Origin of the sequence: Neorhizobium alkalisoli (assembly GCF_007829835.1) — a bacterium.
Lineage (GTDB): Bacteria > Pseudomonadota > Alphaproteobacteria > Rhizobiales > Rhizobiaceae > Neorhizobium.
This window is the reverse complement of the sequence record NZ_VIWP01000005.1, coordinates 229545-252958: the sequence shown is the minus strand read 5'-3', so window position 1 is coordinate 252958 and position 23414 is coordinate 229545. Positions and strand designations below refer to the sequence as shown.

General features: G+C 62.0%; 23 protein-coding genes. 21 read left to right on the top strand and 2 right to left on the bottom strand.

Going from position 1 to position 23414, the window contains the following annotated elements; all coding sequences use genetic code 11:
* The first annotated feature begins 3 nt into the window (after positions 1 to 3).
* Positions 4 to 552 (top strand): ankyrin repeat domain-containing protein, encoded by a 549-nt coding sequence (locus FHW37_RS20325; RefSeq protein WP_145639721.1) that lies wholly within the window; start codon positions 4 to 6, stop codon positions 550 to 552.
* Positions 553 to 554: 2 nt separating this feature from the next.
* Here FHW37_RS20325 and FHW37_RS20320 read toward each other — a convergent pair whose 3' ends face one another.
* A complete protein-coding gene (locus tag FHW37_RS20320) occupies positions 555 to 1754 on the bottom strand; it encodes a TCR/Tet family MFS transporter (RefSeq protein ID WP_145639719.1) in 1200 nt (399 codons plus the stop codon).
* On the opposite strand from FHW37_RS20320, the gene FHW37_RS20315 reads away from it, so the two are divergent.
* The 9 genes from FHW37_RS20315 (at position 1753) to FHW37_RS20275 (ending at position 10487) form a co-directional block, all read left to right on the top strand.
* Positions 1753 to 2076: a hypothetical protein gene (locus tag FHW37_RS20315; protein WP_145639717.1), complete on the top strand. Its 324-nt coding sequence runs from the start codon at positions 1753 to 1755 to the stop codon at positions 2074 to 2076. The two genes, FHW37_RS20320 and FHW37_RS20315, sit on opposite strands and share 2 nt — an antisense overlap.
* 25 nt (positions 2077 to 2101) lie before the next feature.
* Positions 2102 to 3190: a LacI family DNA-binding transcriptional regulator gene (locus FHW37_RS20310; RefSeq protein ID WP_145639715.1), complete on the top strand. Its 1089-nt coding sequence runs from the start codon at positions 2102 to 2104 to the stop codon at positions 3188 to 3190.
* Complete coding sequence (locus tag FHW37_RS20305; protein ID WP_145639713.1) at positions 3187 to 4209, top strand: ABC transporter substrate-binding protein; 1023 nt, start codon at positions 3187 to 3189, stop codon at positions 4207 to 4209. The genes FHW37_RS20310 and FHW37_RS20305 overlap by 4 nt, the downstream gene beginning before the upstream one ends.
* Positions 4210 to 4437: 228 nt before the next feature.
* A complete protein-coding gene (locus FHW37_RS20300) occupies positions 4438 to 5280 on the top strand; it encodes an ABC transporter permease (protein ID WP_145639711.1) in 843 nt (280 codons plus the stop codon).
* Positions 5277 to 6059: an ABC transporter permease gene (locus FHW37_RS20295; protein WP_145639709.1), complete on the top strand. Its 783-nt coding sequence runs from the start codon at positions 5277 to 5279 to the stop codon at positions 6057 to 6059. The genes FHW37_RS20300 and FHW37_RS20295 overlap by 4 nt, the downstream gene beginning before the upstream one ends.
* The gene (locus FHW37_RS20290) at positions 6052 to 7086 is read left to right on the top strand and encodes an ABC transporter ATP-binding protein (protein ID WP_145639707.1); all 1035 of its coding nucleotides are present in this window, start codon (positions 6052 to 6054) and stop codon (positions 7084 to 7086) included. The genes FHW37_RS20295 and FHW37_RS20290 overlap by 8 nt, the downstream gene beginning before the upstream one ends.
* A gap of 12 nt (positions 7087 to 7098) precedes the next feature.
* Positions 7099 to 8022, top strand: a complete 924-nt coding sequence (locus FHW37_RS20285; RefSeq protein WP_145639706.1) for a nucleoside hydrolase — start codon at positions 7099 to 7101, stop codon at positions 8020 to 8022.
* A complete protein-coding gene (locus FHW37_RS20280) occupies positions 8019 to 9806 on the top strand; it encodes an adenine deaminase (protein WP_246690843.1) in 1788 nt (595 codons plus the stop codon). Before FHW37_RS20285 ends, FHW37_RS20280 begins: the two co-directional genes overlap by 4 nt.
* 9 nt (positions 9807 to 9815) lie before the next feature.
* The gene (locus FHW37_RS20275) at positions 9816 to 10487 is read left to right on the top strand and encodes a phosphoribosyltransferase (protein WP_145639704.1); all 672 of its coding nucleotides are present in this window, start codon (positions 9816 to 9818) and stop codon (positions 10485 to 10487) included.
* A gap of 18 nt (positions 10488 to 10505) precedes the next feature.
* On the opposite strand, the gene FHW37_RS20270 is transcribed toward FHW37_RS20275, so the two are convergent.
* On the bottom strand, positions 10506 to 10889 hold the full coding sequence (locus FHW37_RS20270; RefSeq protein ID WP_145639702.1) for a hypothetical protein: 384 nt from the start codon (positions 10887 to 10889) through the stop codon (positions 10506 to 10508).
* Positions 10890 to 11102: 213 nt separating this feature from the next.
* Between FHW37_RS20270 and FHW37_RS20265 the strand changes: the two genes are divergently transcribed.
* The 11 genes from FHW37_RS20265 (at position 11103) to FHW37_RS20215 (ending at position 23408) form a co-directional block, all read left to right on the top strand.
* The gene (locus FHW37_RS20265; protein WP_145639700.1) at positions 11103 to 12152 is read left to right on the top strand and encodes a dipeptidase; all 1050 of its coding nucleotides are present in this window, start codon (positions 11103 to 11105) and stop codon (positions 12150 to 12152) included.
* 59 nt (positions 12153 to 12211) lie between these two features.
* Positions 12212 to 13852 (top strand): ABC transporter substrate-binding protein, encoded by a 1641-nt coding sequence (locus FHW37_RS20260; protein WP_145639698.1) that lies wholly within the window; start codon positions 12212 to 12214, stop codon positions 13850 to 13852.
* A 331-nt stretch (positions 13853 to 14183) separates the two neighbouring features.
* The gene (locus tag FHW37_RS20255; RefSeq protein WP_432442879.1) at positions 14184 to 15251 is read left to right on the top strand and encodes an ABC transporter permease; all 1068 of its coding nucleotides are present in this window, start codon (positions 14184 to 14186) and stop codon (positions 15249 to 15251) included.
* Complete coding sequence (locus FHW37_RS20250; protein ID WP_145639697.1) at positions 15251 to 16192, top strand: ABC transporter permease; 942 nt, start codon at positions 15251 to 15253, stop codon at positions 16190 to 16192. Before FHW37_RS20255 ends, FHW37_RS20250 begins: the two co-directional genes overlap by 1 nt.
* 2 nt (positions 16193 to 16194) lie before the next feature.
* Positions 16195 to 17052, top strand: a complete 858-nt coding sequence (locus FHW37_RS20245) for an ABC transporter ATP-binding protein (protein WP_145640154.1) — start codon at positions 16195 to 16197, stop codon at positions 17050 to 17052.
* A complete protein-coding gene (locus FHW37_RS20240) occupies positions 17049 to 17798 on the top strand; it encodes an ABC transporter ATP-binding protein (protein ID WP_145639696.1) in 750 nt (249 codons plus the stop codon). The genes FHW37_RS20245 and FHW37_RS20240 overlap by 4 nt, the downstream gene beginning before the upstream one ends.
* 153 nt (positions 17799 to 17951) lie before the next feature.
* On the top strand, positions 17952 to 19439 hold the full coding sequence (locus FHW37_RS20235; RefSeq protein ID WP_246690864.1) for an ABC transporter substrate-binding protein: 1488 nt from the start codon (positions 17952 to 17954) through the stop codon (positions 19437 to 19439).
* Between the two features lie 198 nt (positions 19440 to 19637).
* Complete coding sequence (locus FHW37_RS20230) at positions 19638 to 20585, top strand: ABC transporter permease (RefSeq protein WP_145639693.1); 948 nt, start codon at positions 19638 to 19640, stop codon at positions 20583 to 20585.
* Positions 20582 to 21400: an ABC transporter permease gene (locus FHW37_RS20225; protein ID WP_145639692.1), complete on the top strand. Its 819-nt coding sequence runs from the start codon at positions 20582 to 20584 to the stop codon at positions 21398 to 21400. Before FHW37_RS20230 ends, FHW37_RS20225 begins: the two co-directional genes overlap by 4 nt.
* Positions 21401 to 21430: 30 nt before the next feature.
* Positions 21431 to 22825: an amidase gene (locus FHW37_RS20220; protein WP_145639691.1), complete on the top strand. Its 1395-nt coding sequence runs from the start codon at positions 21431 to 21433 to the stop codon at positions 22823 to 22825.
* A gap of 241 nt (positions 22826 to 23066) precedes the next feature.
* A complete protein-coding gene (locus FHW37_RS20215; RefSeq protein ID WP_145639689.1) occupies positions 23067 to 23408 on the top strand; it encodes a DUF883 family protein in 342 nt (113 codons plus the stop codon).
* Positions 23409 to 23414: the final 6 nt, after the last annotated feature.

Below are 23414 nucleotides of genomic sequence, written 5' to 3'. Positions count from 1 at the left end.
GGCATGCGCAGGTTTCCGGTCTTTGCTCTTATCTTGTCGCTGTTTTCCACCAGTGCCTTGGCGATGAGCCCGCAGGATATCGAAAAATTTCATCAGGCCGTGCAGGTCGGCGATGCCGCGAAGGTTTCGGTGATGCTGAAGGCGGAGCCGCAGCTTGCCACTTCCGTCGGGGAGTTCGGTTTCCAGCCGATGAACCTGCAGGACCTCTATTTCGATCCCGCCATTTTCAAGATGCTCATTGCTAATGGCGCGAACGTCAATGCCGCCAATGACGAGGGCATAACGCTCCTGCACATCATCGCCGATCCGGAGCCGGTTGCCGAGATTATTGCCGCCGGCGGCAATATCGAGGCGCGCGACAAGCAAGGGCGCACGCCTCTGCTCGTCAATCTGACGGAGCCGGAGCGGGAAGATGTGATCGAGGCGCTGATCGATGCCGGCGCCGACGTCAATGCCCGTGGAAATGACGGCAAGACGGCGCTGTCCCTGGCGCGGGAACGGGAGGACAGCGCGCTTGTGGATCTGCTGGTCGAGGCCGGTGCCCGGGAGTGAGGTCAGGCCGCGGCCTGTTCTATGGTTTCGGGCCGCTTGAGGCGCAGGCCGAGCACGAGCGGAATGCCGAGCGCATAAACGACGGCGACCGATAGCCAGATCGCGCCCGGCCACTGGTCCCTGACAACGAAGTAGAAGCTCGAAAAGCCGAGCGGCCCGATGATCGAAGCAAGGCTGACGGTGGAAGCCAATACGCCCTGGAACTGGCCCTGACGGTCTTCATCGACCTGCCGTGTGGCAAGCGATTGCAGGGCCGGCGCGCCGATGCCGCCGAGCGCGAAGATCGGCATGATGGCAAAGATCATCCAGCCTTCGCCGGCAAAGGCCATGACGGTCAGCGCAAGGCAACCGCTGGCGACACCGGTCAGGATTGCGCCACGCTCTCCGAGCAATCTTGCGGCGGGGCCTGGCAGAAAGGCTTGCGAGAGCGTCTGGCAGATGCCGAATGCGCCGAGCGAAAGGCCGATCCAAAGACCGTTCCAGTGAAACGTATCGGCACCCCAGAGCGACCAGCAGGTGCCATAGGCCTCGCCGGATGCGCTGAAAACGAAGAAGATGAAGACGACCGGCCAGAGGCTTTTGAGCGAAAAGACCCAGCGCAGCGGCCGCAGCGGGTTGAGCGCCGCAAGATCGATCTTCTCTCGGCTGGGCTTGCGCGATTCCGGCAGGATGACGAGGGCCAGAAGCAGGTTGCAGGTGTTGAGCGCGGCCGCGGCAATGAAGGGCAGGCGCAGCCAGTAATCGCCGAGCGCGCCGCCCAGCACCGGGCCGATGATGAAGCCCATGCCGAACATGGCGTTCAGAAGCCCGAAGCGGCGGGCACGGGTGTCCTCGCTGGAAACGTCGGTAATATAGGCGGAAGCCACCGCGACATTGGCGCTGGTGAGGCCGGCAATGGCGCGGCCGATCAAGAGCAGCCAGATGTTTCCGGCAAAGGCGAGTAGCAGATAGTTGATCGCGGCGCCGGCCAGCGAGACGATCAGCACCGGCCGGCGGCCGAGCCGGTCGCTGAGCGAACCGAGCACCGGCGCGAAGACGAATTGCATGGCCGCATAAAGCGCGGTCATGACGCCGATATAGGAGGCGACGTTTTCGGTCTGGGTGACATCCTTCAGAAGTGCGGGGAGGATGGGAAAAACGAGCCCGATGCCGGCGGCATCGAGCATGATGGTGGTGAATATGACGACAAGTGGTCTGTTCATGACGCGTTCCGATCAACGCAAGCGCCACGGCGCGTTTCGGCGCCGATTGCTTGCCTTGGCCTGGCAATGCCAGGTCTATGGTTTTCAGGGAAACGCTGGCCGAACCATGCTTCAAACTGCAGGGCTGGCGTGTATTCGACGGCCTGAACGACAATTCGTCCACCTGCTTACTCGCGCCCATCCGGCGGATCAAGGAAAGCAGTCGCTTTTCGCGTTACTTGGCCTTTACACCCGCAAGGCCCTCTTCAACAAGTTCTTTCTCGATCGGGCAAGCTTATCGGCTGCAGGACTCGACAAGGCGGCCATCCTCGCTTATGCATGATTAAACGATTAATCAGATCCTGCTTATGGCCTCGAACCGACAAACACCGAACATGAGTGTGATTGCCGATGCGCTTGGCGTATCGGCCGCGACCGTGTCGAATGCGCTGTCGGGCAAGGGCCGGGTGTCGCCGGAGCTGATCGAGCGGGTGCGAGCCAAGGCGGAAGAGCTGGGTTACGTGCCGAGCGTCACCGCCCGGGCATTGCGCACCGGGCGCAGCGGCGTGATCGGCCTCGTTCTTCCAAACATCTCCAATCCGCTGTTTCCGCAGATTGCCCAGGCGATCGAGAACGCTGCGGCGGATGCCGGTTATGGCGTGCTGATTGCCGACAGCAGCGGCGACAATGCCAAGCAGACGCTGGCGATCCAGCGGCTGATCGAGCGTCAGGTCGATGGCATCGTCATCGTGCCGCGGCTCGGCACGCGGATCGCCGAGCTTGCCTGTCCGGTCGCCGTGATCGACAGCCCTTCGACGCCGAACAATACGGTCTCCGCGGATCACTGGCAGGGCGGCCAGCTGGTGGCCGAGCATCTCGTCGATCTCGGGCATCGCGATTTCGTGCTGATCGGCGCCAATCCGCTTTCCAACGTGCAGAACGACCGCATCGGCGGCATGAAATCGCGCATTCCGAAGGATGGCCGTGTCGATGTCATCTGGATCGAGCGCAACGAGATGGTTTTGGGAGCCGGCTGTCCGCTGGGCTTGAAGGAAAAGGTCGAGAACGGCTTTACCGCCTTTGCCGCCAGCAGCGACCTGCATGCGCTGAGGGCGCTCACGGAATTGCAGCGGGCGGGGATCCGCGTGCCAAACGAGGCAAGTGTCGTCGGTTTCGACGATCTCGTCTGGTCTTCGGTCGTCAGCCCGAGCATCACCACGGTCCGGCAGGATGCCGTGGCGATTGCCGATATCGCGATCGGCGCGCTGCTTGCGACGATCGAGCGCGAGCCGTCGCCCGAGGCCAGCAATATTGCGGTTGCCCAGTGCAACCGGGTGCCGATGGCACTGGTGCCGCGGCAAACAACCGCTAGGCTGGCGACTGCCGATGCTTCTGCTTCCGACAATTCATCCTTCGCAAATTCCTCATCCTCTCCTCCCGAAAGGAATGCCCCATGAAGACAGTGCTGATGGCTTCGGCCGCAATTCTCCTCGCAGGCACGGGCCTCGCCCGGGCGGAAGACAAGACGCTGACGATTTCCGTCTATGCGCTGGCGCAGGACGAGTACAAGCAGATCGTCTACGATCCCTTCGAAAAGATCTGCGGCTGCAAGCTGGTGGTCGAGACCGGCAACAGCGTCGAGCGTCTGGCCAAGATGGAAGCCAACAAGGCAAATCCGGTCGTCGATATGGCCGTGGTTTCGATGGCCGACGGTCTCAACGCTGCCCGCAAGGGCCTGATCGACAAGATCGATACGTCGAAGATCAAGAGCTTCAATTCCCTCTATGACATCGCCAAGGATCCGAACGGCGACGGCATGAGCGTCGGTTACACATTCTACGCCACCTCGATCGCCTACCGTTCCGACAAGATGAAGATCGACAGCTGGGCCGACCTTTTGAAGCCGGAATATGCGAGCCACATCGCCTGGCCGAATGTCACTACCAATCAGGGCCCGCCGGCGCTCTACATGCTCGGTCAGGCGCTCGGCAAGGACACGCCGGATCTCGCAGCGCCGATCGAAGCGGTCGGGGAAAAGAAGGACGAGATCGTCACCTTCTACGAAAAGTCGTCGCAGCTGGTGCAGCTGATGCAGCAGGAAGAGATCTGGGCCGCCCCGATCGGCCGCTTCTCCTGGGCGCCGTTCACAAAACTTTCCATGCCGATCGCCTGGGCGACGCCTAAGGAAGGCCAGACCGGCGGCATGAACGTCATGATCGTTACCAAGGGTTCGAAGAACCAGGATCTGGCGCTGCAGTTCATGGATTTCTGGCTCTCCACCGACATCCAGACCAAGCTCGCTGAAAAGCTGGTCGACAGCCCGGCCAACAAGGACGTGAAGCTCTCGGATGCTGTTGCCAATAACCTGACCTATGGCGAGGACACGGCGAAGAGCCTGAAGCTCATTCCATCGGCTGTCGCGCTCGACAATCGCGCCGGCTGGGTGAAGAGCTGGAATGCCAAGGTGGGGCAGTAAGCGGCCTCGCAATTGGGCTTGGCGCTAGAAATTGCCCCTCACCCTAACCCTCTCCCCGCAGGCGGGGAGAGGGGACTTGCCCTGACTAAGGCATGGAGGGTGCGGCACATCCCTTCTCCCCGTCAGAACGGGGAGAAGGTGGCGGCAGCCGGATGAGGGGCAATCGCCGACAGAAATAAAGGCTGCCATTCTTCTCGGCAGCCCTAACGACACTGGAGTAAAGCAGACATGTTTCAGAACCGGGCCGAGGCGCTTGCGCTTGTACTGCCTGCCGCGTTGTTTGCGGCGGCGGTGTTTCTCGTGCCGGTCGTCATCCTGCTCTCCGACGGCTTTCGCGATCCCACCGGCGGCTTTTCGCTTGCCGCCTATATCGAGTTCTTTTCCAGCCCGCTGAACCAGGCCGTTTTCCTGCGCACGCTGAAGCTCGGGGCGATGGTGACGGTCGTTTCCGCGGTCATCGGTTATGCGGCGGCCTTTGCAATCGTCGGCCTGACGCCGACCATGAAGGGGCGGATGACTGGCCTGGTCGTGTTGCCGCTGATGATCTCGCCGGTGGCGCGCACCTATGCCTGGATCGTCATTCTCGGCCGCACCGGCATCGTCAACCAGGCCTTTCAGGCACTCGGCATTTCCGACGCGCCGCTGCGCATTCTGTTTTCCGAAACGGCGATCTTCATCGGTCTGTTGCAGCTCTTCCTGCCGCTGATGGTGATCTCGCTGATCTCGGCGCTGGAAAACATGCCGAAGGATGCGGTGCCGGCCGCCCGCGTGCTCGGTGCCAACTGGTTCCAGGTCTTTTGGAAGGTGATCCTGCCGCTCACCCGCGAAGGCCTTGTCATCGGCGGCACGCTGGTCTTCACCGGCTCGCTCACCGCCTATATCACGCCGGCCATTCTCGGCGGCTCCAAGGTGCTGATGCTGGAGACGTTGATGTATCAGCAGGTGTCCGTCGCCAATAATTTCGTCGCGGCCAGCGTCATCGCCTTCATCCTGATCGTCATGAGCTTTGCCGCCAATATTCTCCTGAAACGGGTGGCGACGGCCCGTAACAAGGTGAGGAGCGCCAAGTGAACGCCCGCAGCCTCTTCATTCCCGCGACGCTGTTTCTCGTGCTTGCCTTCCTGATCGGGCCGTTCCTGATCATCGTCGCGGCCTCGTTTTCGGCCGGCGAAACGCTGGCCTTCCCGCCGCAGGGCTTTTCGCTCCGCTGGATTGCCAAGGTTTTTACCGTCGACAGTTTTCGCGCCTCTTTCGCCATGTCGATGTTTCTGGCCGTCGGCGGCACGGCGGCGGCACTCGTGCTCGGCATCCCCGCGTCTTACGCACTCTCGCGTTACCGGCTGCCGGGGGCGGAGATCGTGCGGACCATCGTCTCGCTGCCGATCATCGTGCCGGGTATCATCGTCGGTCTGGCGCTGTTGCGTTATGTCGTCGTGCCTTTCGGCGTCGGCATCACGCCCGCGCTTTTCCTCGCCCATACGGCGCTGATCCTGCCCTATGCGGTGCGCGTCGTCTCCGCCAGTCTCGACAATCTGCGCTCGGATATCGAGGAGGCCGCGGTTCTGCTCGGTTCGTCGCGGATGGGCGCGTTTTTCCGGGTGGTGATGCCGAATATCAAGGGTGGCATCCTGTCCGCCTTCATCCTCGGCTTCGTGACGAGTTTCAACCAGGTGCCGGTCTCTCTGTTTCTCTCCGGCCCGGGCGTGCGCACCCTGCCGGTCGATATGATCGCCTATATGGAAATCGTCTTCGATCCATCCGTGGCGGCGCTCTCTTCGCTGCTCGCCTTCCTGTCCATCGGCATCGTGTTTGCCGCAGAACGTTTCCTCGGATTTTCCCGCTATGTCTGATGCCTATCTTTCGCTCGAAAAGCTGACGCTCGCCTATGGTGACACGGTTGCCGTCGGCAATCTCGATCTTGATATCGGCAAGGGCGAGCTGATCGCATTGCTCGGCCCTTCCGGCTGCGGCAAGACGACGACCATGCGGGCGATCGCCGGGCTCTTGCCGGTCAAAAGCGGCCATATCCGTCTCGACGGCACCGACATGACCCGGACGCCGCCGAACAAGCGGGCGGTCGGCCTCGTCTTCCAGTCCTATGCGCTGTTTCCGCATCTTTCCGTCTATGAAAACGTCGCCTTCGGCCTGAAGCTCAAGGGGATGCGCGGTTCGGAACTCGATCAGAAGGTGCGCGGCGGCCTGACATCGGTCGGCCTTTCCTCCTTTGCGGATCGCAAGCCAGCCGAACTTTCCGGCGGCCAGCAGCAGCGCGTGGCGCTGGCCCGCTCCATGGTGATGGAGCCGAAAGTACTCCTCCTCGACGAGCCGCTCTCCAATCTCGATGCGCGGCTGCGGCTCGAAATGCGCACCGAGTTGCAGCGCGTCCAGAAGGAGACGGGCGTGACGATGATCTTCGTCACCCATGACCAGACGGAAGCGCTTTCGCTGGCCGACCGCATTGTTGTCATGAAAAACGGTGCGATCGAACAGATCGGCACGCCGGAAGACATCTATAACCGGCCGGCCTCCGCCTTCGTGGCGGATTTCGTCGGCTTCGAAAACATTTTTGCGCTCGATCAGGGCAAGCTCAAGACTGAGCATGGCCTGGCGGACCCTTCGGGCGCTTTACCCGGCGAGGCGCTTTCAGCGGCGGGCCTCGCCTGGCGGCCGCGTATGGTGACGCTCGGATCTGGTCCGTTCCGCGGCACCGTGCGCGGCACATCCTTTGCCGGCGACCGCCGGGAATATCTGCTGGCAAGCGATCTCGGGCCGATCAAGGCGGAGGTCGATGCGAGCGAGCCTGTGCATGCGCCGGATGCCGAGATCGCCTTCGACCTGCCGGCCGCAAAGGCTGCCCCTCTCAAGCGTTTTGCGTAAGGAATTCTGGCAATGGGCGTGTGGATCGACACCGACATGGGCTTTGACGACATCGCGGCGATCATGGTCGTTGCGCATGCGGGGCTGACGATCGATGGCGTTTCGCTGTCCTTCGGCAATGCGCCGCTGGAGCGCGTCAGGCGCAATGCCGCCTCGGCTGCTGCCGCCTTCGTCTGGCCGTTTCCGATCCATGCTGGTCGTGCCGCACCTGTGCTCGGCGAGATGGTGACGGCCGGCAATGTGCTGGGTGAGGCGGGCATGCCCTCCACCGGCCTGCATCTACCTGAAGCTGCCGACACGTTCGAAAGCGATGCGTTTCAGGCGCTCTGCGACTGGCTCGAAAAGAGCGAGGGCGACCGGCGTATCCTGGCGCTCGGGCCGCTCACCAATATCGCAGCCATCGCACTGGCGCGGCCGGATCTCGCCGCAAAAATCACCGATCTCACCTGGATGGGTGGTGGTGTGACGGCCGGCAATCATACCGCCTCTGCCGAGTTCAACGCCTTTGCCGATCCGGAAGCGCTGGCGATCGTCCTTTCTCACAACATTCCGCTGCGCATGGTCGATCTCGATCTTTGCCGCAAGGTGGTCTGCTTCCCCGCCGATGTCGCGCCGGTCAGGGCCGGCGGTGGGCGCAATGCGGAATTGCTGGCCGATCTGCTGGCCGGTTTCGTCGAGATCGCCACCAGCCGCGGCCGGCCGGCCATGGCGCTTTACGATGCGGTTGCCGGTTTTGCCTTTGTCGAGCCAGAACATGTCACCTGGCGCGAGGCGCGGCTCGATGTCGAACTTGCCGGGACGGTGACGCGCGGGCGCACCGTGATCGAGACGCGGCCGGGGCGTGGCACCTTCAACGTGATCTATGCGGTGGACGTCGCGGTGGAAGAGGCGCGAACGGCCATTCTGGAAACCCTGCGGGCGGAGGCTACCTGGTGAAAACGATCATTTGGGACGTCAACAGGTTCAACGACCAGGTCTTGCGCGACCGGGCGGTGGCGGCCGCCCGTGGCGATGCGCCTTTCGACATCCTGATTTCCGGCGGCACGCTGGTCGATATGGTGACCGGCGAGCAGAGGCCGGCCGATATCGGCCTTGTTGGACCGCTGATCGCTAGCGTCCATGAGTGCGGTAGCCGCAGCGATGCGGGACAGGTGATCGATGCGACGGGCGCTTTCATCTCGCCCGGCCTCATCGACACCCATATGCACATCGAAAGCTCGATGGTGACGCCGGCGACCTATGCGGCCGAGGTTCTGGCGCGCGGTGTCACGACCATCGTCTGGGATCCGCATGAATTCGGCAATGTGCATGGCGTCGACGGTGTCTGCTGGGCGGCCGAAGCGGTCAAGCATCTGCCGCTCAGGACTATCGTGCTCGTTCCCTCCAGCGTGCCTTCGGCGCCGGGGCTCGAAGTCGCGGGTGCCGATTTCGACGCCGAAAAGGTCGAGGAAATGCTGCTCTGGCCGAAAGTCGGCGGGCTGGCGGAAGTGATGGACATGCGCGGCATCATCAACCGCGATCCGCGCATGAGCGCCATCATGCAGGTGGCGCTGACCTCGGAAAAGCTGATCTGCGGCCATGCCCGCGGTCTTGCCGGTGCCGATCTCAACGCCTTCATGACGGCCGGCGTCACATCGGACCACGAGCTGACTTCGGGCGACGACCTGATGCAGAAACTGCGCGCGGGGCTGACGATCGAGTTGCGGGGTAGCCATGACCATCTGCTTCCGGAATTCGTCGAGGCGCTGAATGCGCTCGGCCATCTGCCTCAGACGGTGACGCTCTGCACCGATGACGTGTTTCCCGACGATCTCGTCAATGGCGGCGGGCTGGACGATGTCGTCCGCCGGCTGGTGCGTTACGGCATGAAGCCCGAATGGGCGCTGCGGGCGGCGACGCTGAATGCGGCGGGCAGGCTCGGTCGCGCCGATCTCGGGCTCATCGCCGCCGGACGCCGCGCCGATATCGCCATATTCGAGGATCTTTCCGATTTCCGCGCCCGGCATGTGCTGGTGAGCGGCATGCCGGTTGCCCGGCAGGGCGAGATCCTGATCGAAATTCCCAGAGAGGATGCCGGCCCGCTCACGGGGTCGATAAAGCTTCAGCCGCTGATGCCTGCCGATTTCCGGCTGGTTTCGGAGGCGAAGAAGGTGCGGATCGCGACCATAGACAGGCCGCGGTTCACACAATGGGGAGAAACGGATGCGGATGTCGTCGATGGTTTTGTGGTACCCCCGGGTGGGACGGCGCTGATCGCCGTCACTCACCGCCACGGCCGCGCCGACAGCCGCACCCGCCTCGGTTTCCTCACCGGCTGGGGCACCTGGCGCGGCGCATTCGCGACCTCGCTTGCCCATGACAGTCACAACCTCACCGTCTTCGGCGGCAATCCGGAAGACATGGCCGTTGCCGCCAATGCGGTGATTGCGGCCGGCGGCGGCATGGCGGTTGCGATCGACGGCAAGGTTGCGGAAATGCTGCCTCTCCCCCTGTCCGGCCTCGTTTCGGATGCGCCGCTCAGGCAAGTCGCGGAGGGTTTTCAAAAGATCCGAGCGGCGATGGACAGGGTTGCCGACTGGCAGCCGCCCTATCTGATCTTCAAGGCCTGTTTCGGTGCGACGCTGGCCTGCAATGCCGGCCCGCATCAGACCGACCGGGGGATTGCCGATGTATCCACCGGCACGCTCCTGGAAACGCCGATCTTGAAGATTCTCGCATAGGATTTTTGCATGAAGCCGCATGATTTCTGGCAGGAAATCCACCAGTCCGGCAGCTTTGATCGCGCCGGTCCCTTTTCCGGTTTCTTTCCGGTCGAGCTTCAGGACGGCCGCCAGATCCGCCTGCCGATCCGGCCGTTGGCCGACGGACAACATGCGCTCGCCTCTCTCATCATCAACCAGGCGAGCTTTGACTTGCAGGATGCGCTCGCTGCCGACCTTGCGCCAAAAATCGCCGCGTTCCGCCCGGAAGTGATCGTCGGCCTGCCGACGCTTGGCCTGACATTGGCCGCCGCCGTTGCCCGCGCGCTCGGCTTTCCCCGCTACGTGCCGCTCGGGACGTCGAAAAAGTTCTGGTATGACGAGGCACTGTCCGTGCCGCTGTCGTCCATCACAACGCCGGAACAGCAGAAGCGTCTCTATGTCGATCCGCGCATGCTGCCGCTGATGGCGGGCAAGCGGGTGGCGTTGATCGACGATGTGATCTCGTCGGGCACTTCCATCGTCTCCGGGCTGTCGCTGATGGCCTCGCTGGGGATAGAGCCGGTCGTGATCGGTGCCGCCATGCTGCAATCGACGCGGTGGCATGAGAGGCTCGATGGGGCCGGGGCGCGCGAGCGGGTCGTAGGTGTGTTCGAGACGCCGATGCTGGTGAAGGCGGGCGAGGGGATTTGGTCGAGGTAATAGGCCTCGCCAAGATCGTCAGACCGGACGGATTGCGTCCAGTTGGACCCAGACCCAATCGGGATTTTGGGCATCGTCGGCCCAGATATTGATCCCGAGTGGCCCTTCCGGCACCGGGATATTCAGGTAACCGAACAGGCTACTGTCCATCAAAGTGACGATGCCGCTCAGGGCGGCAATTGATCCGCTGAACAGCTTTGGCGAGCTGGATGTGCAGGCCTCGTCGGTAACGGTAACGAGCGTCGCGCCATCGACAAAAGACAGGACTGCAAAAGCGACACAACCCTTGCTCGCCACGGCAAAACTCATTCCGATTTCGGCTGGAAACGCGGTATCCGGCGTTGAATCGGCGAGGAAAAGAAGCGGATGTGCGGTTTCGATCTGCATCGCAAATTTGGCCATGGTCCGTGTCGTTCCTCGTCGCCTCTGTCATTGCGTGTCTTTTCTGGCATTGCGCGGCCAGCGGTTCAATGCCGTTGCGCAATATGACCTTCGCAGAGCTGCTGATCTTGCAGACCTGTAGAACCTTCACATTCCCATCTTGCGAAACCCATCCGTCCGGCTAGGATCGCCCTTGCCCACCCAAACTGTTTCAACAAAATCGGGAATGAATTCATGGAACTGGTGTTCGACGGCCATAACGACGTGTTGCTGCGACTGTGGCGGAACATGAAGGCGGGCGGCGATCCGGTGGCGGAATTCAAGCATGGGACGCCGGCCGGGCATATCGATGCGCCGCGGGCGAAAAAGGGTGGGCTCGCGGGCGGTCTCTGCGCGATCTATATCCCGTCGGGCGATCTCGTGCTCAAGGAGCCGGATGCCAACGGGCATTATGTGACGCCGCTGGCAGCCCCGCTCGATTATGCGCCGTCGCTGGATATCGCCCTTGAAAAGGCCTCGATCGCGCTGCGCCTCGACCGTGCCGGCGCGTGGAAACTCTGCCGCTCGATTGCCGATATCCGCAAGGCGATGGCGGACGGGATTTTTGCAGCCGTCATGCATATGGAAGGCTGCGAGGCGATCGATGCCGATCTTGCCAATCTCGACGTGTTTCATGCCGCCGGCCTGCGCTCGCTCGGGCCGGTCTGGAGCCGCCACAACATCTTCGGGCATGGCGTGCCCTTTGCCTATCCGATGACGACGGATACCGGTCCCGGCCTCACCGAGCTCGGTTTTGAGCTGGTCAAGGCCTGCAACCGGCTCGGCATGCTGATCGATCTTTCTCACATTACCGAAAAAGGTTTCTGGGACGTCGCAAAGACTTCCGACCAGCCGCTGATCGCCAGCCATTCCAACGCGCATGCGTTGACGCCGGTCGCCCGCAACCTCACCGACAAACAGATGGATGCGGTGAAGGAGAGCGGCGGTCTCGTCGGGCTCAACTATGCGGTCACCATGCTGCGCGATGATGCGCGCGACGACGCGGCGACGCCGCTTTCCGACATGGTACGCCACATCAACTATATGGTCGAGCGTATGGGTATCGATCACGTGGCGCTTGGATCGGACTTCGATGGCGCCACCGTTCCGCGCGAGATTGCGGATGCGGCCGGCAACCAAAATCTGGTTGCGGCCCTTAAATCGGATGGATACGCTGACGACGAACTCGCAAAGCTGTGCAGGGAAAACTGGTTGAGGGTGCTTGGCCAGGCATGGGGCGAGTAAGAGCGTCAAAACAACGACTACCAACGAACGATACAAACAATACAGGGGACTTCAGAACCATGATCCATTTGCGCTCCAAGAACCTGCGCGCGCTTTCTGCCGGCGTTGCGCTTTCGCTGATCGCGCTTGCCGCGCCGCAGGCCTTTGCCGCGACGCCTGCCGACACGCTGGTCGAAGGTTTTGCGATCGACGACATCATCACGCTCGATCCGGGCGAGGCATTCGAGCTGTCCACGGCCGAAGTAACGGCCAATACCTATAGCAAGCTCGTCACGCTCGACCCGGCCGATACGTCGAAGGTCATCGGCGACCTCGCCGCCAGCTGGACGATTTCCGACGACGGCATGACCTATACGTTCAAGCTCAAGCCGGGCCTGAAATTCGCGTCGGGCAACCCGATCACGGCCGAGGATGTCGCCTATTCGTTCGAGCGCGCCGTCAAGCTCGACAAGTCGCCGGCCTTCCTGCTGACCCAGTTCGGCCTGAAGGGCGACAATGTCACGGAAAAGGCCAAGGCGACTGCGCCGGATACGTTCGTCTTCAACGTCGACAAGGCCTATGCGCCGAGCTTCGTGCTCAACGTTCTGACCGCCACCGTCGCTTCCGTTGTCGACAAGAAGGTCGCCGTCGAGCATTCTAAGAAGGTGACGCCGTCGGCCGATTACAAATACGAGACCGATTTCGCCAATGAATGGCTGAAGACCGGTTTTGCCGGCTCGGGTCCGTTCAAGGCCGTCACCTGGCGCGCCAACGAGGCTGTCGTTCTCGAAGCCAACCCGAATTATTACGGCGAAAAGCCGAAGCTGAAGCGCGTCATCTATCGCTACATGAAGGAAAGCGCCGGCCAGCGTCTGGCGCTCGAAAATGGCGATATCGACGTTGCCCGCAATCTCGAGCCGGGTGATCTGGAAGCCGTTGCCAAGAAGGGTCTTGCCACGACTTCGGCACCGAAGGGCACCGTCTATTATTTCAGCCTCAACCAGAAGAACAAGAACCTCGCCAAGCCTGAGGTCATCGAAGCCTTCAAGTATCTCGTCGATTACGACGCGATCGGCGCGACCCTGATCAAGGGCATCGGCGAGATCCACCAGACTTTTCTGCCGAAGGGCCAGCTCGGCGCGCTCGACAGCAATCCTTACAAGCTCGACGTCGCCAAGGCGAAGGAACTGCTTGCCAAGGCCGGCCTGAAGGACGGGTTCACCGTCACCATGGATGTGCGCAATACGCAGCCGGTCACCGGCATTGCCGAAAGCGTGCAGCAGACGCTGGCCCAGGCCGGCATCAAGCTCGAAATCATCCCAGGCGACGGCAAGCAGACGCTGACCAAGTTCCGCGCCCGTACGCATGACATCTATATCGGCCAGTGGGGTTCGGACTATTTCGACCCGAACTCGAATGCCGAAACCTTCACGATCAACTACGACAATTCCGACGAAGGCAAGAACAAGACGCTTGCCTGGCGTAATGCCTGGGACGTGCCGAAGGATCTGGAAGACGAAGCACAGGGCGCGCTTCTGGAAAAGGATGCCGCCAAGCGTGCGGCCATCTACGAGGACCTGCAGAAGAAGGTTCTCGCCCAGAGCCCGTTCGTGGTGATCTTCCAGCAGACGGAAGTTGCCGGTTATTCGTCGAAGCTGAAGGGTTTCAAGCTCGGCCCGAGCTTTGACACCAACTTCGTCAATACCGTCTCCAAGGACTGAGGTCGGTCCACACGCCGGCATCATCGTCGCCTGCTTGACGTCATCCTCGGGTTTGTCCCGAGTATGACCACATGAATGGCATAGATGTTCGCAGGGCTGTGGCACGCGGAGCGAAGACCCCTCCCCACCCTCCCCACAAGGGGGAGGGCTTAACTTGACTGCACCGCTGCGGTTCAATCAAGGCAGGCGGTCGCGGCAGGTTTTCTCCCCCCTTGTGGGGGAGATGGCCGGCAGGCCAGAGAGGGTCTTTTCCATCTGTCATAGCCCTGTGGACGCTCGGGCATGACGCCGGCTCGATGGCCGTATTTATCGATCTTATGCGGAGAATTTCTTGGTTCTGACCGAAACGACAGTCGCGACGCGGCGCAATCGGCGCCGTGCTTCGTCCTATGTCAAAGCCGTGCTGCGGTTTCTCGTGACCGCTGCCACGACCTTTCTCGGCCTTCTGGCCGTCACCTTCTTCATCGGCCGCGTCGTGCCGATCGATCCGGCACTGGCCATCGTCGGCGACCGGGCGCCTGCGCATGTCGTGGAACGGGTGCGCGAGCAGCTCGGCCTCAACCTGCCGCTCTACCAGCAGTTCTGGATCTATCTGAAACAGGCGTTTTCCGGTGATTTCGGCACGTCTGTGCTGACCACCAATCCGGTCATGACCGATATCGCCCGCGTCTTTCCGGCAACGATCGAGCTTGCGGCGGTCGGCACGATCATCGGGGCGCTGATCGGCGTACCGCTCGGCGTGCTGGCCGCCGTCAAGCGCGGGTCTATCGCCGACCAGATCGTCCGCATCATCGGGCTGGTCGGTTATTCCGTGCCGATCTTCTGGCTCGGGCTGATCGCGCTCGTTCTCTTTTATGCGCGGCTCGGCTGGGTCGCCTATCCCGGCCGTATCGACGTCGTCTACGAATATACTTTCACGCCGATCACGGGCTTCTTCCTGCTCGATGCCATCTGGCAGGCGCAATGGGATGTCGCCTGGGACCTGTTCCGCCACATCATCCTGCCCGGCGGCCTGCTCGGTTATTTCTCGCTTGCCTATATCAGCCGCATGACGCGGAGCTTCATGCTGAATGAGCTTTCTCAAGAATATGTCGTCGCGGCACGAGCCAAGGGGCTTTCGGAAAGCCGGATCATCTGGCGGCATGCGCTGCGCAATGCCGCGGTGCCGATGGTGACCGTGATTGCGCTCTCCTATGCCGGCCTGCTCGAAGGTTCGGTGCTGACCGAGACGATTTTTTCCTGGCCGGGGCTCGGGTTCTACATCACCAGTTCGCTGCAGAATGCCGATATGAACGCCGTTCTCGGCGGCACGATCGCCATCGGCGTCGTGTTCGTCTCGATCAATCTTTTCTCCGATGTCCTCTACCGGACGCTCGATCCCAGAACGAGGAGCCGGTAATGGCCATTGTGACGAATACCGCGACGGCACCGAAACCCTATAGCCGGGCATGGCTGCTTTCCGACCGGCCGGAATCCCGGCATCAGGCGCGGCTTGGTCGCGCCTATGTGATCTGGCGGCAGTTTTCCGCCAACCGGCTGGCGCTGATCGGGCTTGGCATCATCCTGGCACTGGTATTGGTGGCGATTTTTGCCGATGTGCTTGCGCCGCATAATCCGGTGCAGGGCGACCTGCGCAATTCACGGCTTTTGCCACCCGGTTCGCCCGGTTTTCTGCTCGGCACGGATGATCAGGGCCGCGATATCCTTTCGCGCCTGCTTTACGGCTCGCGGCTGACGCTGTTCGTCGTCTGCCTCGTCGCCGTCATCGCCGCGCCGATCGGGCTGATCGTCGGCACCGCCGCCGGTTATGCCGGCGGTTGGGTGGATGCGGTGCTGATGCGCATCACCGATATCTTTCTCGCCTTTCCGAAGCTCGTGCTAGCGCTGGCGCTGGTGGCAGCACTCGGACCGGGCATCGAGAACGCCGTTCTTGCCATCGCCGTCACCTCCTGGCCGCCTTATGCGCGTATCGCCCGCGCCGAAACGCTGACGTTTCGCAATTCGGAATTCATTTCGGCGGTCAAACTGATGGGCGCGTCGCCGATGCGCATCGTCATCCGCCATGTCATGCCGCTCTGCCTGTCCTCGCTGATCGTGCGCGTGACGCTCGACATGGCTGGCATCATTCTCACGGCCGCCGGTCTCGGCTTCCTCGGCCTCGGTGCGCAGCCGCCGCTGCCGGAATGGGGTGCGATGATCGCGTCCGGCCGTCGTTTCATTCTTGATCAGTGGTGGGTTGCCGGCATGCCGGGTGTCGCCATCCTGATCGTCAGCCTCGGCTTCAACCTCCTCGGCGATGGTCTTCGCGATGCGCTCGATCCGAAGGAGGCCGGCCAATGAAGATGGGGAATGTGCACCCGCAAAAGAGCGGGCCGCTTCTGACGGTCGAAGACCTGCGCGTCACCTTTCCGACCCGCACCGGCGAGGTGAATGCCGTGCGGGGCGTCTCGTTCACGCTCGGCCGCGAAAGGCTCGGTATTGTCGGCGAAAGCGGGTCCGGCAAGTCACAGACGGGCAGGGCGATCATGGGCCTGACGCCCGGCCATGCGAAGATCACCGCGAAGAAACTTGCCTTCCACGATCGTGATCTCCTCACCATGTCAGCGCGTGAAAGACGCGACCTGCGCGGCAAGAAGGTTGCCATGATCCTGCAGGACCCAAAGTATTCGCTGAACCCGGTCATGACCATCGGAAGGCAGATCGTCGAGACGTTGCAGAGCCATGAGAGCGTATCCGGCTCCGAGGCGAAGAAGCGTGCGCTTGCCATGCTGGAGGCAGTGCAGATCCGCGATCCGGAGCGCGTTTACGGGCTTTATCCGCATGAGGTTTCCGGCGGCATGGGCCAGCGCGTGATGATCGCGATGATGCTGATCTGCGGCCCGGAGCTGCTGATCGCCGACGAACCGACGTCGGCGCTGGATGTGACGGTGCAGCTTGAAGTGCTCGCCATTCTCGACAAGCTGGTGGCCGAGCGCGGCATGGGGCTGATCTTCGTCAGCCACGACCTGCGGCTCGTCTCCTCCTTCTGCGACCGGGTTCTCGTTATGTATGCCGGTAAGGTGGTCGAGGAACTGCCTTCGGCGGATCTTTCCAGCGCCAAACACCCCTATACGCAAGGGCTGCTGAACTGCCTGCCGAAGATCGGCTCCGACCGGCATCCGCTGCCGGTTCTGGAGCGGAAGCCGGAGTGGTCGCTATGACATCGGCACTTTCCATCCGCGACATGGTCGTCACCTATGACGATTTCGCAGCACTCGACCATGTCAGTTTCGATATCGGCACGGGCGAAAGCTTTGGCATTGTCGGTGAATCCGGCTCGGGCAAATCGACGCTGTTGCGCGCCGTCGCAGGCCTTGCGGCCTTCGACAAGGGCTCGCTTTCCGTCAATGGCCGCGCCTATTCCGGCCGCCATCGCGACCGGAATTTTTACCGCACCGTGCAGATGGTGTTTCAGGATCCTTACGGCTCGCTGCATCCGCGCCAGACGGTGGACCGGCTTTTGTTCGAGCCGCTGGCGATCCATGGGCTCGACAATGTCGATGCCCGTATTGCCCGTGCGCTGGACGAAGTGGGCTTGGGCGCCGGTTTCCGCTTCCGTTATTCGCACCAGCTTTCAGGCGGCCAGCGGCAGCGCGTGGCGATTGCCCGTGCGCTGATCCTTGAGCCAAAGATCCTGCTCTTGGACGAGCCGACCTCGGCGCTCGATGCCTCGATCCAGGCGGAAATCCTCAACCTGCTCGAACAGGCGCGAAAAGACCGCAATCTGACCTTCGTGATGGTCAGCCACGATCTCGGCGTCATCAGCCATATGTGCGAGCGGCTGGCGGTGATGCGTGGCGGCAAGGTGGTCGAGACCGTGCCGGCGCAAGCGCTGGAAAAACGCGAGTTCTCGGCGGATTATACCCGCAAGCTGATGGCCGCCAGCGAGGGTTTTAGGCGAAGCTAATCCTTTGTCCGGGCTTTGGATTTGCCCGCAAGGGGCATTGTGCATCTGCGAAATGCCCTTAAGGTGTCAGGTCATCATCAGTCGATATCGCGAAAAAACAGGGGAGCGTGGGCTATGAGATCAACCGGGATTTTGGGCGCGCTTTCGCGCCGGATGCTGATCGGCGGAGCTGTGGTGCTCGGCATGGCCGCATCGTTTTCGACGAATGCGCTCGCTGCGCCAAAAACCGGTGCCGTCATCGGCATGGCGGTGGAGCCGGGCGGGCTCGATCCGACGATCGGCGCACAGGTGATGATCGGCCAGGTGACCTGGCAGAACATTTTTGAAGGCCTGACGACGATCGACAAGGCCGGCAAGGTTCAGCCGCAGCTCGCCGAAAGCTGGACGATTTCGCCCGATGGTCTGACCTATACGTTCAAGCTGCGCCAGGGCGTGACGTTCCACAATGGCGTCGCCTTCGATTCATCGGTCGCCAAATTCACCATCGATCGCGCCCGTGGCGCCGACAGTGCCAATCCGCAAAAACGCTATTTCGCCTCGATCGCTTCGGTCGAGACGCCTGACCCGGCAACGTTGATCCTGACACTCAGCCGCCCGACCGGCAGCCTTCTCTATTGGCTCGGCTGGCCGGCCTCCGTCATGGTTGAGCCGAAATCGGCGGCCGACAACAAGGTGACGCCGGTTGGCACCGGGCCGTTCAAGTTCGTCAACTGGGCGAAGGGGTCCAAGGTCGATCTGGCCAAAAACCCGGATTACTGGAACAAGGCTGTTTCGGTAAAACTGGATACGGCATCCTTCCGCTTCATCGGCGATCCGCAGGCGCAGGCCGCGGCTTTGAAGGCCGGTGATGTCGATGCCTTTCCGGAATTCGGCGCGCCGGAACTGGTGAAATCCTTCGAGGGCGACAAGAAGCTTTCGACCGTGATCGGCAATACCGAGCTCAAGGTCGTTGCCGGCATGAACAATACCCGCAAACCGTTTTCCGACAAGAAGGTGCGTCAGGCGCTGATGATGGCGGTCGATCGCGCCACTGTCGTCGAGGGTGCATGGTCCGGTTACGGCACGCCGATCGGCAGCCATTACACGCCGAACGACCGCGGCTACAAGGACCTGACCGGGACCTGGCCTTATGATGCGGCCAAGGCGAAGGCGCTGCTGGCGGAAGCCGGGTATCCGAACGGCTTTTCCTTCACCATGAAGGCGCCGCAGATGGCCTATGCGCAGCGCTCGTCGCAGATCCTGCAGGCGATGTTTGCCGAGATCGGCGTGACGATGAATATCGAAACCACCGAATTTCCGGCGAAATGGGTGGCGGACGTGCTGAAGGCCGCCGATTACGACATGACCATCGTTGCCCATGCGGAGCCGATGGACATCGATATCTATGCCCGCGATCCTTACTACTTCAATTACAAGAACCCCGCGTTCAACGATCTCCTCGCCAAGGTCGAGGCGACGTCGGATGCGGCCGAACAGGACAAGCTTTACGGCGAGGCGCAGACCATTCTTGCGAATGACGTGCCGGCGCTGTTTCTGTTCGTCATGCCGAAGCTCGGCATTTGGGATGCGAAGCTGAAGGGCCTGTGGGAGAATGAGCCGATCCCGTCGAATGTGCTGACTGAGGTGCATTGGGAAGAGTGATGTTCGCAGTCTTCGAACTGAGTGGGGCCGCCCCTCACCCTAACCCTCTCCCCGCAAGCGGGGCGAGGGGACGTGCCCTGATTGGGGCAGGGAGTGCGCCGCAAGTGCCCTTCTCCCCGCGAGCGGGGAGAAGGTGGCGGCAGCCGGATGAGGGGCAAAGCGCCAAACTCAAACCGATGACGGATATCTAGCGCACCCATGATCGCCATCCTCATCCGCCGCATCGCAAGCCTGATCATCACGCTCCTCGTGGTCTCGCTGCTCATCTTCGTCGTCATGGACCTTCTCCCCGGCGATCCGGCTTCCGTCATGCTCGGCACCTCCGCCAGCCCGGAAACGCTGGCGGCGCTGCAAAAGCAGCTCGGGCTCGATCAGCCTCTGCCGGTGCGATATCTCGCCTGGCTGGCCGGCGTCTTTCGTGGAGATCTCGGGCAGTCCTATACCTATGGCGTTCCGGTTGCAGGCCTGATGGCGGAGCGCCTTGCGGTGACCCTGCCGTTGGCGCTGATGGCGGTCGTCATGTCCGTCGGGCTTGCCATCCCGCTCGGCGTGGCGGCAGCGCGGCGGCGGAATGGGGTGGTGGATCATCTGATCGGGCTCGTTTCCTATATCGGCATCGCGGTGCCGGCCTTCTGGGTGGGGTTGCTTCTGATCATCGCCTTTTCGACCATGCTCGGCTGGATGCCGGCAGGCGGGTTTCCTGGTTGGGATGCTGGTGTCTTCGAGGGGCTGAAGGCGCTTGTTTTGCCGGCGGTGGCGCTGGCTTTGCCGCAGGCGGGCGTGTTGACGCGGGTCGCGCGCACGGCGGTGATCGAGGTGATGGGCGAGGATTTTGTCCGCACCGCCCGCGCCAAAGGCTTGAGCGAAAGCCTTGCCGTCTGGCGGCATGCGGTGCCGAATGCGCTGGTGCCGGTCGTCACCATGCTCGGCATGCAGTTCACCTTTCTTATTGCCGGCGCGGTTCTGGTCGAAAACGTCTTCAACCTGCCGGGGCTGGGGCGGCTTGCCTATCAGGCGCTGTCGCAGCGTGACCTGATCGTCATGCAGGATGTCGTGCTGTTTTTCGCGGCGCTGGTGATTGTCGTCAATTTTCTCGTCGATCTCGCCTATCTGGCGATCGATCCGCGATTGAGGACGGCGGTATGAAAAAGCTTTTTAGTCGTCCCGTTCTGATCATCGGGTTTCTGGTGACGCTGGCGCTGGTCGCTGTGGCGCTTGCCTCGCTCGTCTGGACGCCGTTGCCGCCGGCCAAGATGAACATTCTGCACAAGCTGCAGCCGCCGCTGGGTTTCGGGCTGTTGGGGACCGATCAGTTCGGCCGTGACGTCGCTTCGATGCTGATGGTCGGGGCCTGGAATTCGCTGTCGACGGCAGTGCTGGCGGTGGCGCTCGGTGCGAGTGCGGGCACGGCGGTCGGGGTGATCGTCGCGATGCGGCGCGGCTGGCTGGAACTGGTCACGATGCGTTTCTGCGACATCATCTTTGCCGTGCCGCCGATCCTGTCGGCGATGATGCTCGGCGCCTTTATCGGCTCCGGCAGGCTGACGGCGGTGGCGGCGATCGCAGTCTTCATGGTGCCGGTGTTTGCCCGCCTCACACTCAGCGCCGCGCGACAAATCTGGACGCGTGACTATGTGATGGCGGCGATCGGCATGGGGCGCTCGAAGGCGACCATTACCCTTGTCCACATCCTGCCGAATATTTCCGGCCAGATCATCGTGCAGGTGACGATCCAGCTCGGGCTTGCCATCCTGACCGAAGCGGGTCTCTCCTTCCTCGGTCTCGGCATGCCGCCGCCGGCGCCGACCTGGGGGCGGATGCTGGCGGATGCGCAGACATTTCTCGGTCAGGCGCCGTGGCTGGCGCTTTTGCCGGGGCTTGCCATCGCGCTTGCCGTGCTCGGTTTCAACATGCTGGGCGACGGCCTTCGCGACCTGCTCGATCCGAAATCTCAAGCCTGATTTTACCTCGCCATATTCCGGAAGATTGCCATGAACGCCCTTTTGAAACTGACGATCCGCGACATTCTCGATCTCTATCAGCAGAAGAAGCTTTCCCCGCTCGAATATTGGGATGCGGTGGAAAAGCGGGTGGCGGATTACGAGCCGCATGTTCAGGCGCTTTATCTCTATGACCCGGAAAGCGCCCGTGCCCAGGCGAAAGCCTCGACCGAGCGCTGGATGAAGGGCGAGACGCTCGGTGTGCTCGACGGCATCCCCGTCACGATCAAGGAACTGATCGCCACCAAGGGCGATCCGGTGCCATTAGGCACGGCGGCGGTCGAGCTGAAGCCGGCGGAGGCCGATGCGCCGGCTGCGGCGCGGCTGCGCGAGGATGGCGCCGTCATCTTCGCAAAGACGACCTGCCCGGATTACGGCATGCTGTCCTCGGGCCTATCCAGCTTCCATCATCTCAGCCGCAATCCCTGGGATCTGTCGCAGAACCCCGGCGGGTCGAGCGCCGGTGCCGCTTCGGCGGGGGCGGCGAGTTTCGGACCTTTGCATGTCGGCACGGATATCGGCGGTTCGGTGCGCCTGCCGGCCGGCTGGACGGGCTTGTTCGGCTTCAAGCCGAGCCATGGCCGTATTCCGGTCGATCCCTATTTCGTCGGCCGCTGCGCCGGGCCGATGACGCGCAATGTCGAGGATTCGGCGATCTCGATGGCGACCCTGTCGCGGCCCGACTGGCGCGACGGAACCTCGCTGCCGCCGAACGATTTCGACTGGCTGGATTTCGATATCGATGTGAAAGGCCTGAAGATCGGGCTGATGCTGGATGCCGGGATCGGCTTGCCGGCGGAAGACGAGGTTCAGGCGGCGGTCATCGCGGCGGCCAAAAAGTTCGAGGTGGCGGGGGCAGAAATTATTCCGGTCGGGCCGGTCATGACCCGCGGCATGCTCGATGGTCTCGACAATTTCTGGCGGGCGCGGTTCTGGGGCGATATCGCCACCATGCCGGAAGAGCGCAAGGCGCTGATCCTGCCTTATATTTTCGAATGGGCGAAGGGTGGCGAATTCGTCTCCGGTGTCGATGCGGTCAAGGGCTTCAACCAGACGATCGAGATGCGCAAGGCCTGCGGAAAGCTGTTTACCACGGTCGATGCGGTGCTTTCGCCGACCAATCCGATCGTCTCCTATCCGGCCGACTGGGCTTCGCCCACTAATGATCCGGCAAAACCTTTCGAACATATCGGCTTCACCGTGCCGTGGAACATGTCGGAACAGCCGGCCGCCTCGATCAATTGCGGGTTTTCTGCCTCCGGCATGCCGATCGGGTTGCAGATCGTCGGGCCGCGTTATGGCGATCTTCTGGTGCTGAAACTGTCGAAAGCATTCGAGGTCTGGGATGGCGGGATCAGCCAGTGGCCGGAGCCGCCGAAGGGCTGAAACAAGCCGGGCTCAGCTTTTGGGGGAACAATCTGGCGACAGTGACGTTTACCGCCCGGAGCTTGAATGTCAGGATGTGTTTCGGCATTCCGGTTGGACGAAGAACGGGGGCGATGATGGGCTGTATCTTTCGAGGATCTGCCGAATTTGTTTTTCCCGCGCTTGGTCGCCACGAGATTTGACTTTTCGCAAAGCCGGCGCGACCCTCGTGCCGCGATGATCCCCAAAAGAGGAGATTTCCATGCCAGCCGCCAATTCCACGACTGAATTCGCCCGCAACGGTAACGGTTCCGCATCCACTAAGGATATCGAGGCACAGCTGCAGCAGCTGCGCGAGGATATTTCTGCGCTCGCCAAGACCGTCGCCGCCGTCGGCAACGAAAAGGCCGCAGAAGTGCGCGGCAAAGCCCGCAAAGCTGCCAACGAGGCTGCTGACGTCTCGATCGGCGTTGTCGAAGCTGCCCGTGAACAGGCCGTTTCGCTGGAGCGTGATCTCGAGAACCAGATCCGCAGCAATCCGATCCAGTCGGTTGCGATTGCGGCCGGCGTTGGCTTTCTCTTCGCACTGATGACCCGCCGCTAATGTCGG

Coding starts and splice junctions, on each gene's coding strand:
- FHW37_RS20290 (WP_145639707.1), top strand. CDS start 6,052: ATGTCTGATGCCTATCTTTCGCTCGAAAAGCTGACGCTCGCCTATGGT.
- FHW37_RS20240 (WP_145639696.1), top strand. CDS start 17,049: ATGACATCGGCACTTTCCATCCGCGACATGGTCGTCACCTATGACGAT.
- FHW37_RS20315 (WP_145639717.1), top strand. CDS start 1,753: ATGACGCGTTCCGATCAACGCAAGCGCCACGGCGCGTTTCGGCGCCGA.
- FHW37_RS20285 (WP_145639706.1), top strand. CDS start 7,099: ATGGGCGTGTGGATCGACACCGACATGGGCTTTGACGACATCGCGGCG.
- FHW37_RS20270 (WP_145639702.1), bottom strand. CDS start 10,889: ATGGCCAAATTTGCGATGCAGATCGAAACCGCACATCCGCTTCTTTTC.
- FHW37_RS20230 (WP_145639693.1), top strand. CDS start 19,638: ATGATCGCCATCCTCATCCGCCGCATCGCAAGCCTGATCATCACGCTC.
- FHW37_RS20245 (WP_145640154.1), top strand. CDS start 16,195: ATGGGGAATGTGCACCCGCAAAAGAGCGGGCCGCTTCTGACGGTCGAA.
- FHW37_RS20225 (WP_145639692.1), top strand. CDS start 20,582: ATGAAAAAGCTTTTTAGTCGTCCCGTTCTGATCATCGGGTTTCTGGTG.
- FHW37_RS20260 (WP_145639698.1), top strand. CDS start 12,212: ATGATCCATTTGCGCTCCAAGAACCTGCGCGCGCTTTCTGCCGGCGTT.
- FHW37_RS20320 (WP_145639719.1), bottom strand. CDS start 1,754: ATGAACAGACCACTTGTCGTCATATTCACCACCATCATGCTCGATGCC.
- FHW37_RS20215 (WP_145639689.1), top strand. CDS start 23,067: ATGCCAGCCGCCAATTCCACGACTGAATTCGCCCGCAACGGTAACGGT.
- FHW37_RS20220 (WP_145639691.1), top strand. CDS start 21,431: ATGAACGCCCTTTTGAAACTGACGATCCGCGACATTCTCGATCTCTAT.
- FHW37_RS20265 (WP_145639700.1), top strand. CDS start 11,103: ATGGAACTGGTGTTCGACGGCCATAACGACGTGTTGCTGCGACTGTGG.
- FHW37_RS20275 (WP_145639704.1), top strand. CDS start 9,816: ATGAAGCCGCATGATTTCTGGCAGGAAATCCACCAGTCCGGCAGCTTT.
- FHW37_RS20250 (WP_145639697.1), top strand. CDS start 15,251: ATGGCCATTGTGACGAATACCGCGACGGCACCGAAACCCTATAGCCGG.
- FHW37_RS20235 (WP_246690864.1), top strand. CDS start 17,952: ATGCTGATCGGCGGAGCTGTGGTGCTCGGCATGGCCGCATCGTTTTCG.
- FHW37_RS20300 (WP_145639711.1), top strand. CDS start 4,438: ATGTTTCAGAACCGGGCCGAGGCGCTTGCGCTTGTACTGCCTGCCGCG.
- FHW37_RS20325 (WP_145639721.1), top strand. CDS start 4: ATGCGCAGGTTTCCGGTCTTTGCTCTTATCTTGTCGCTGTTTTCCACC.
- FHW37_RS20310 (WP_145639715.1), top strand. CDS start 2,102: ATGGCCTCGAACCGACAAACACCGAACATGAGTGTGATTGCCGATGCG.
- FHW37_RS20305 (WP_145639713.1), top strand. CDS start 3,187: ATGAAGACAGTGCTGATGGCTTCGGCCGCAATTCTCCTCGCAGGCACG.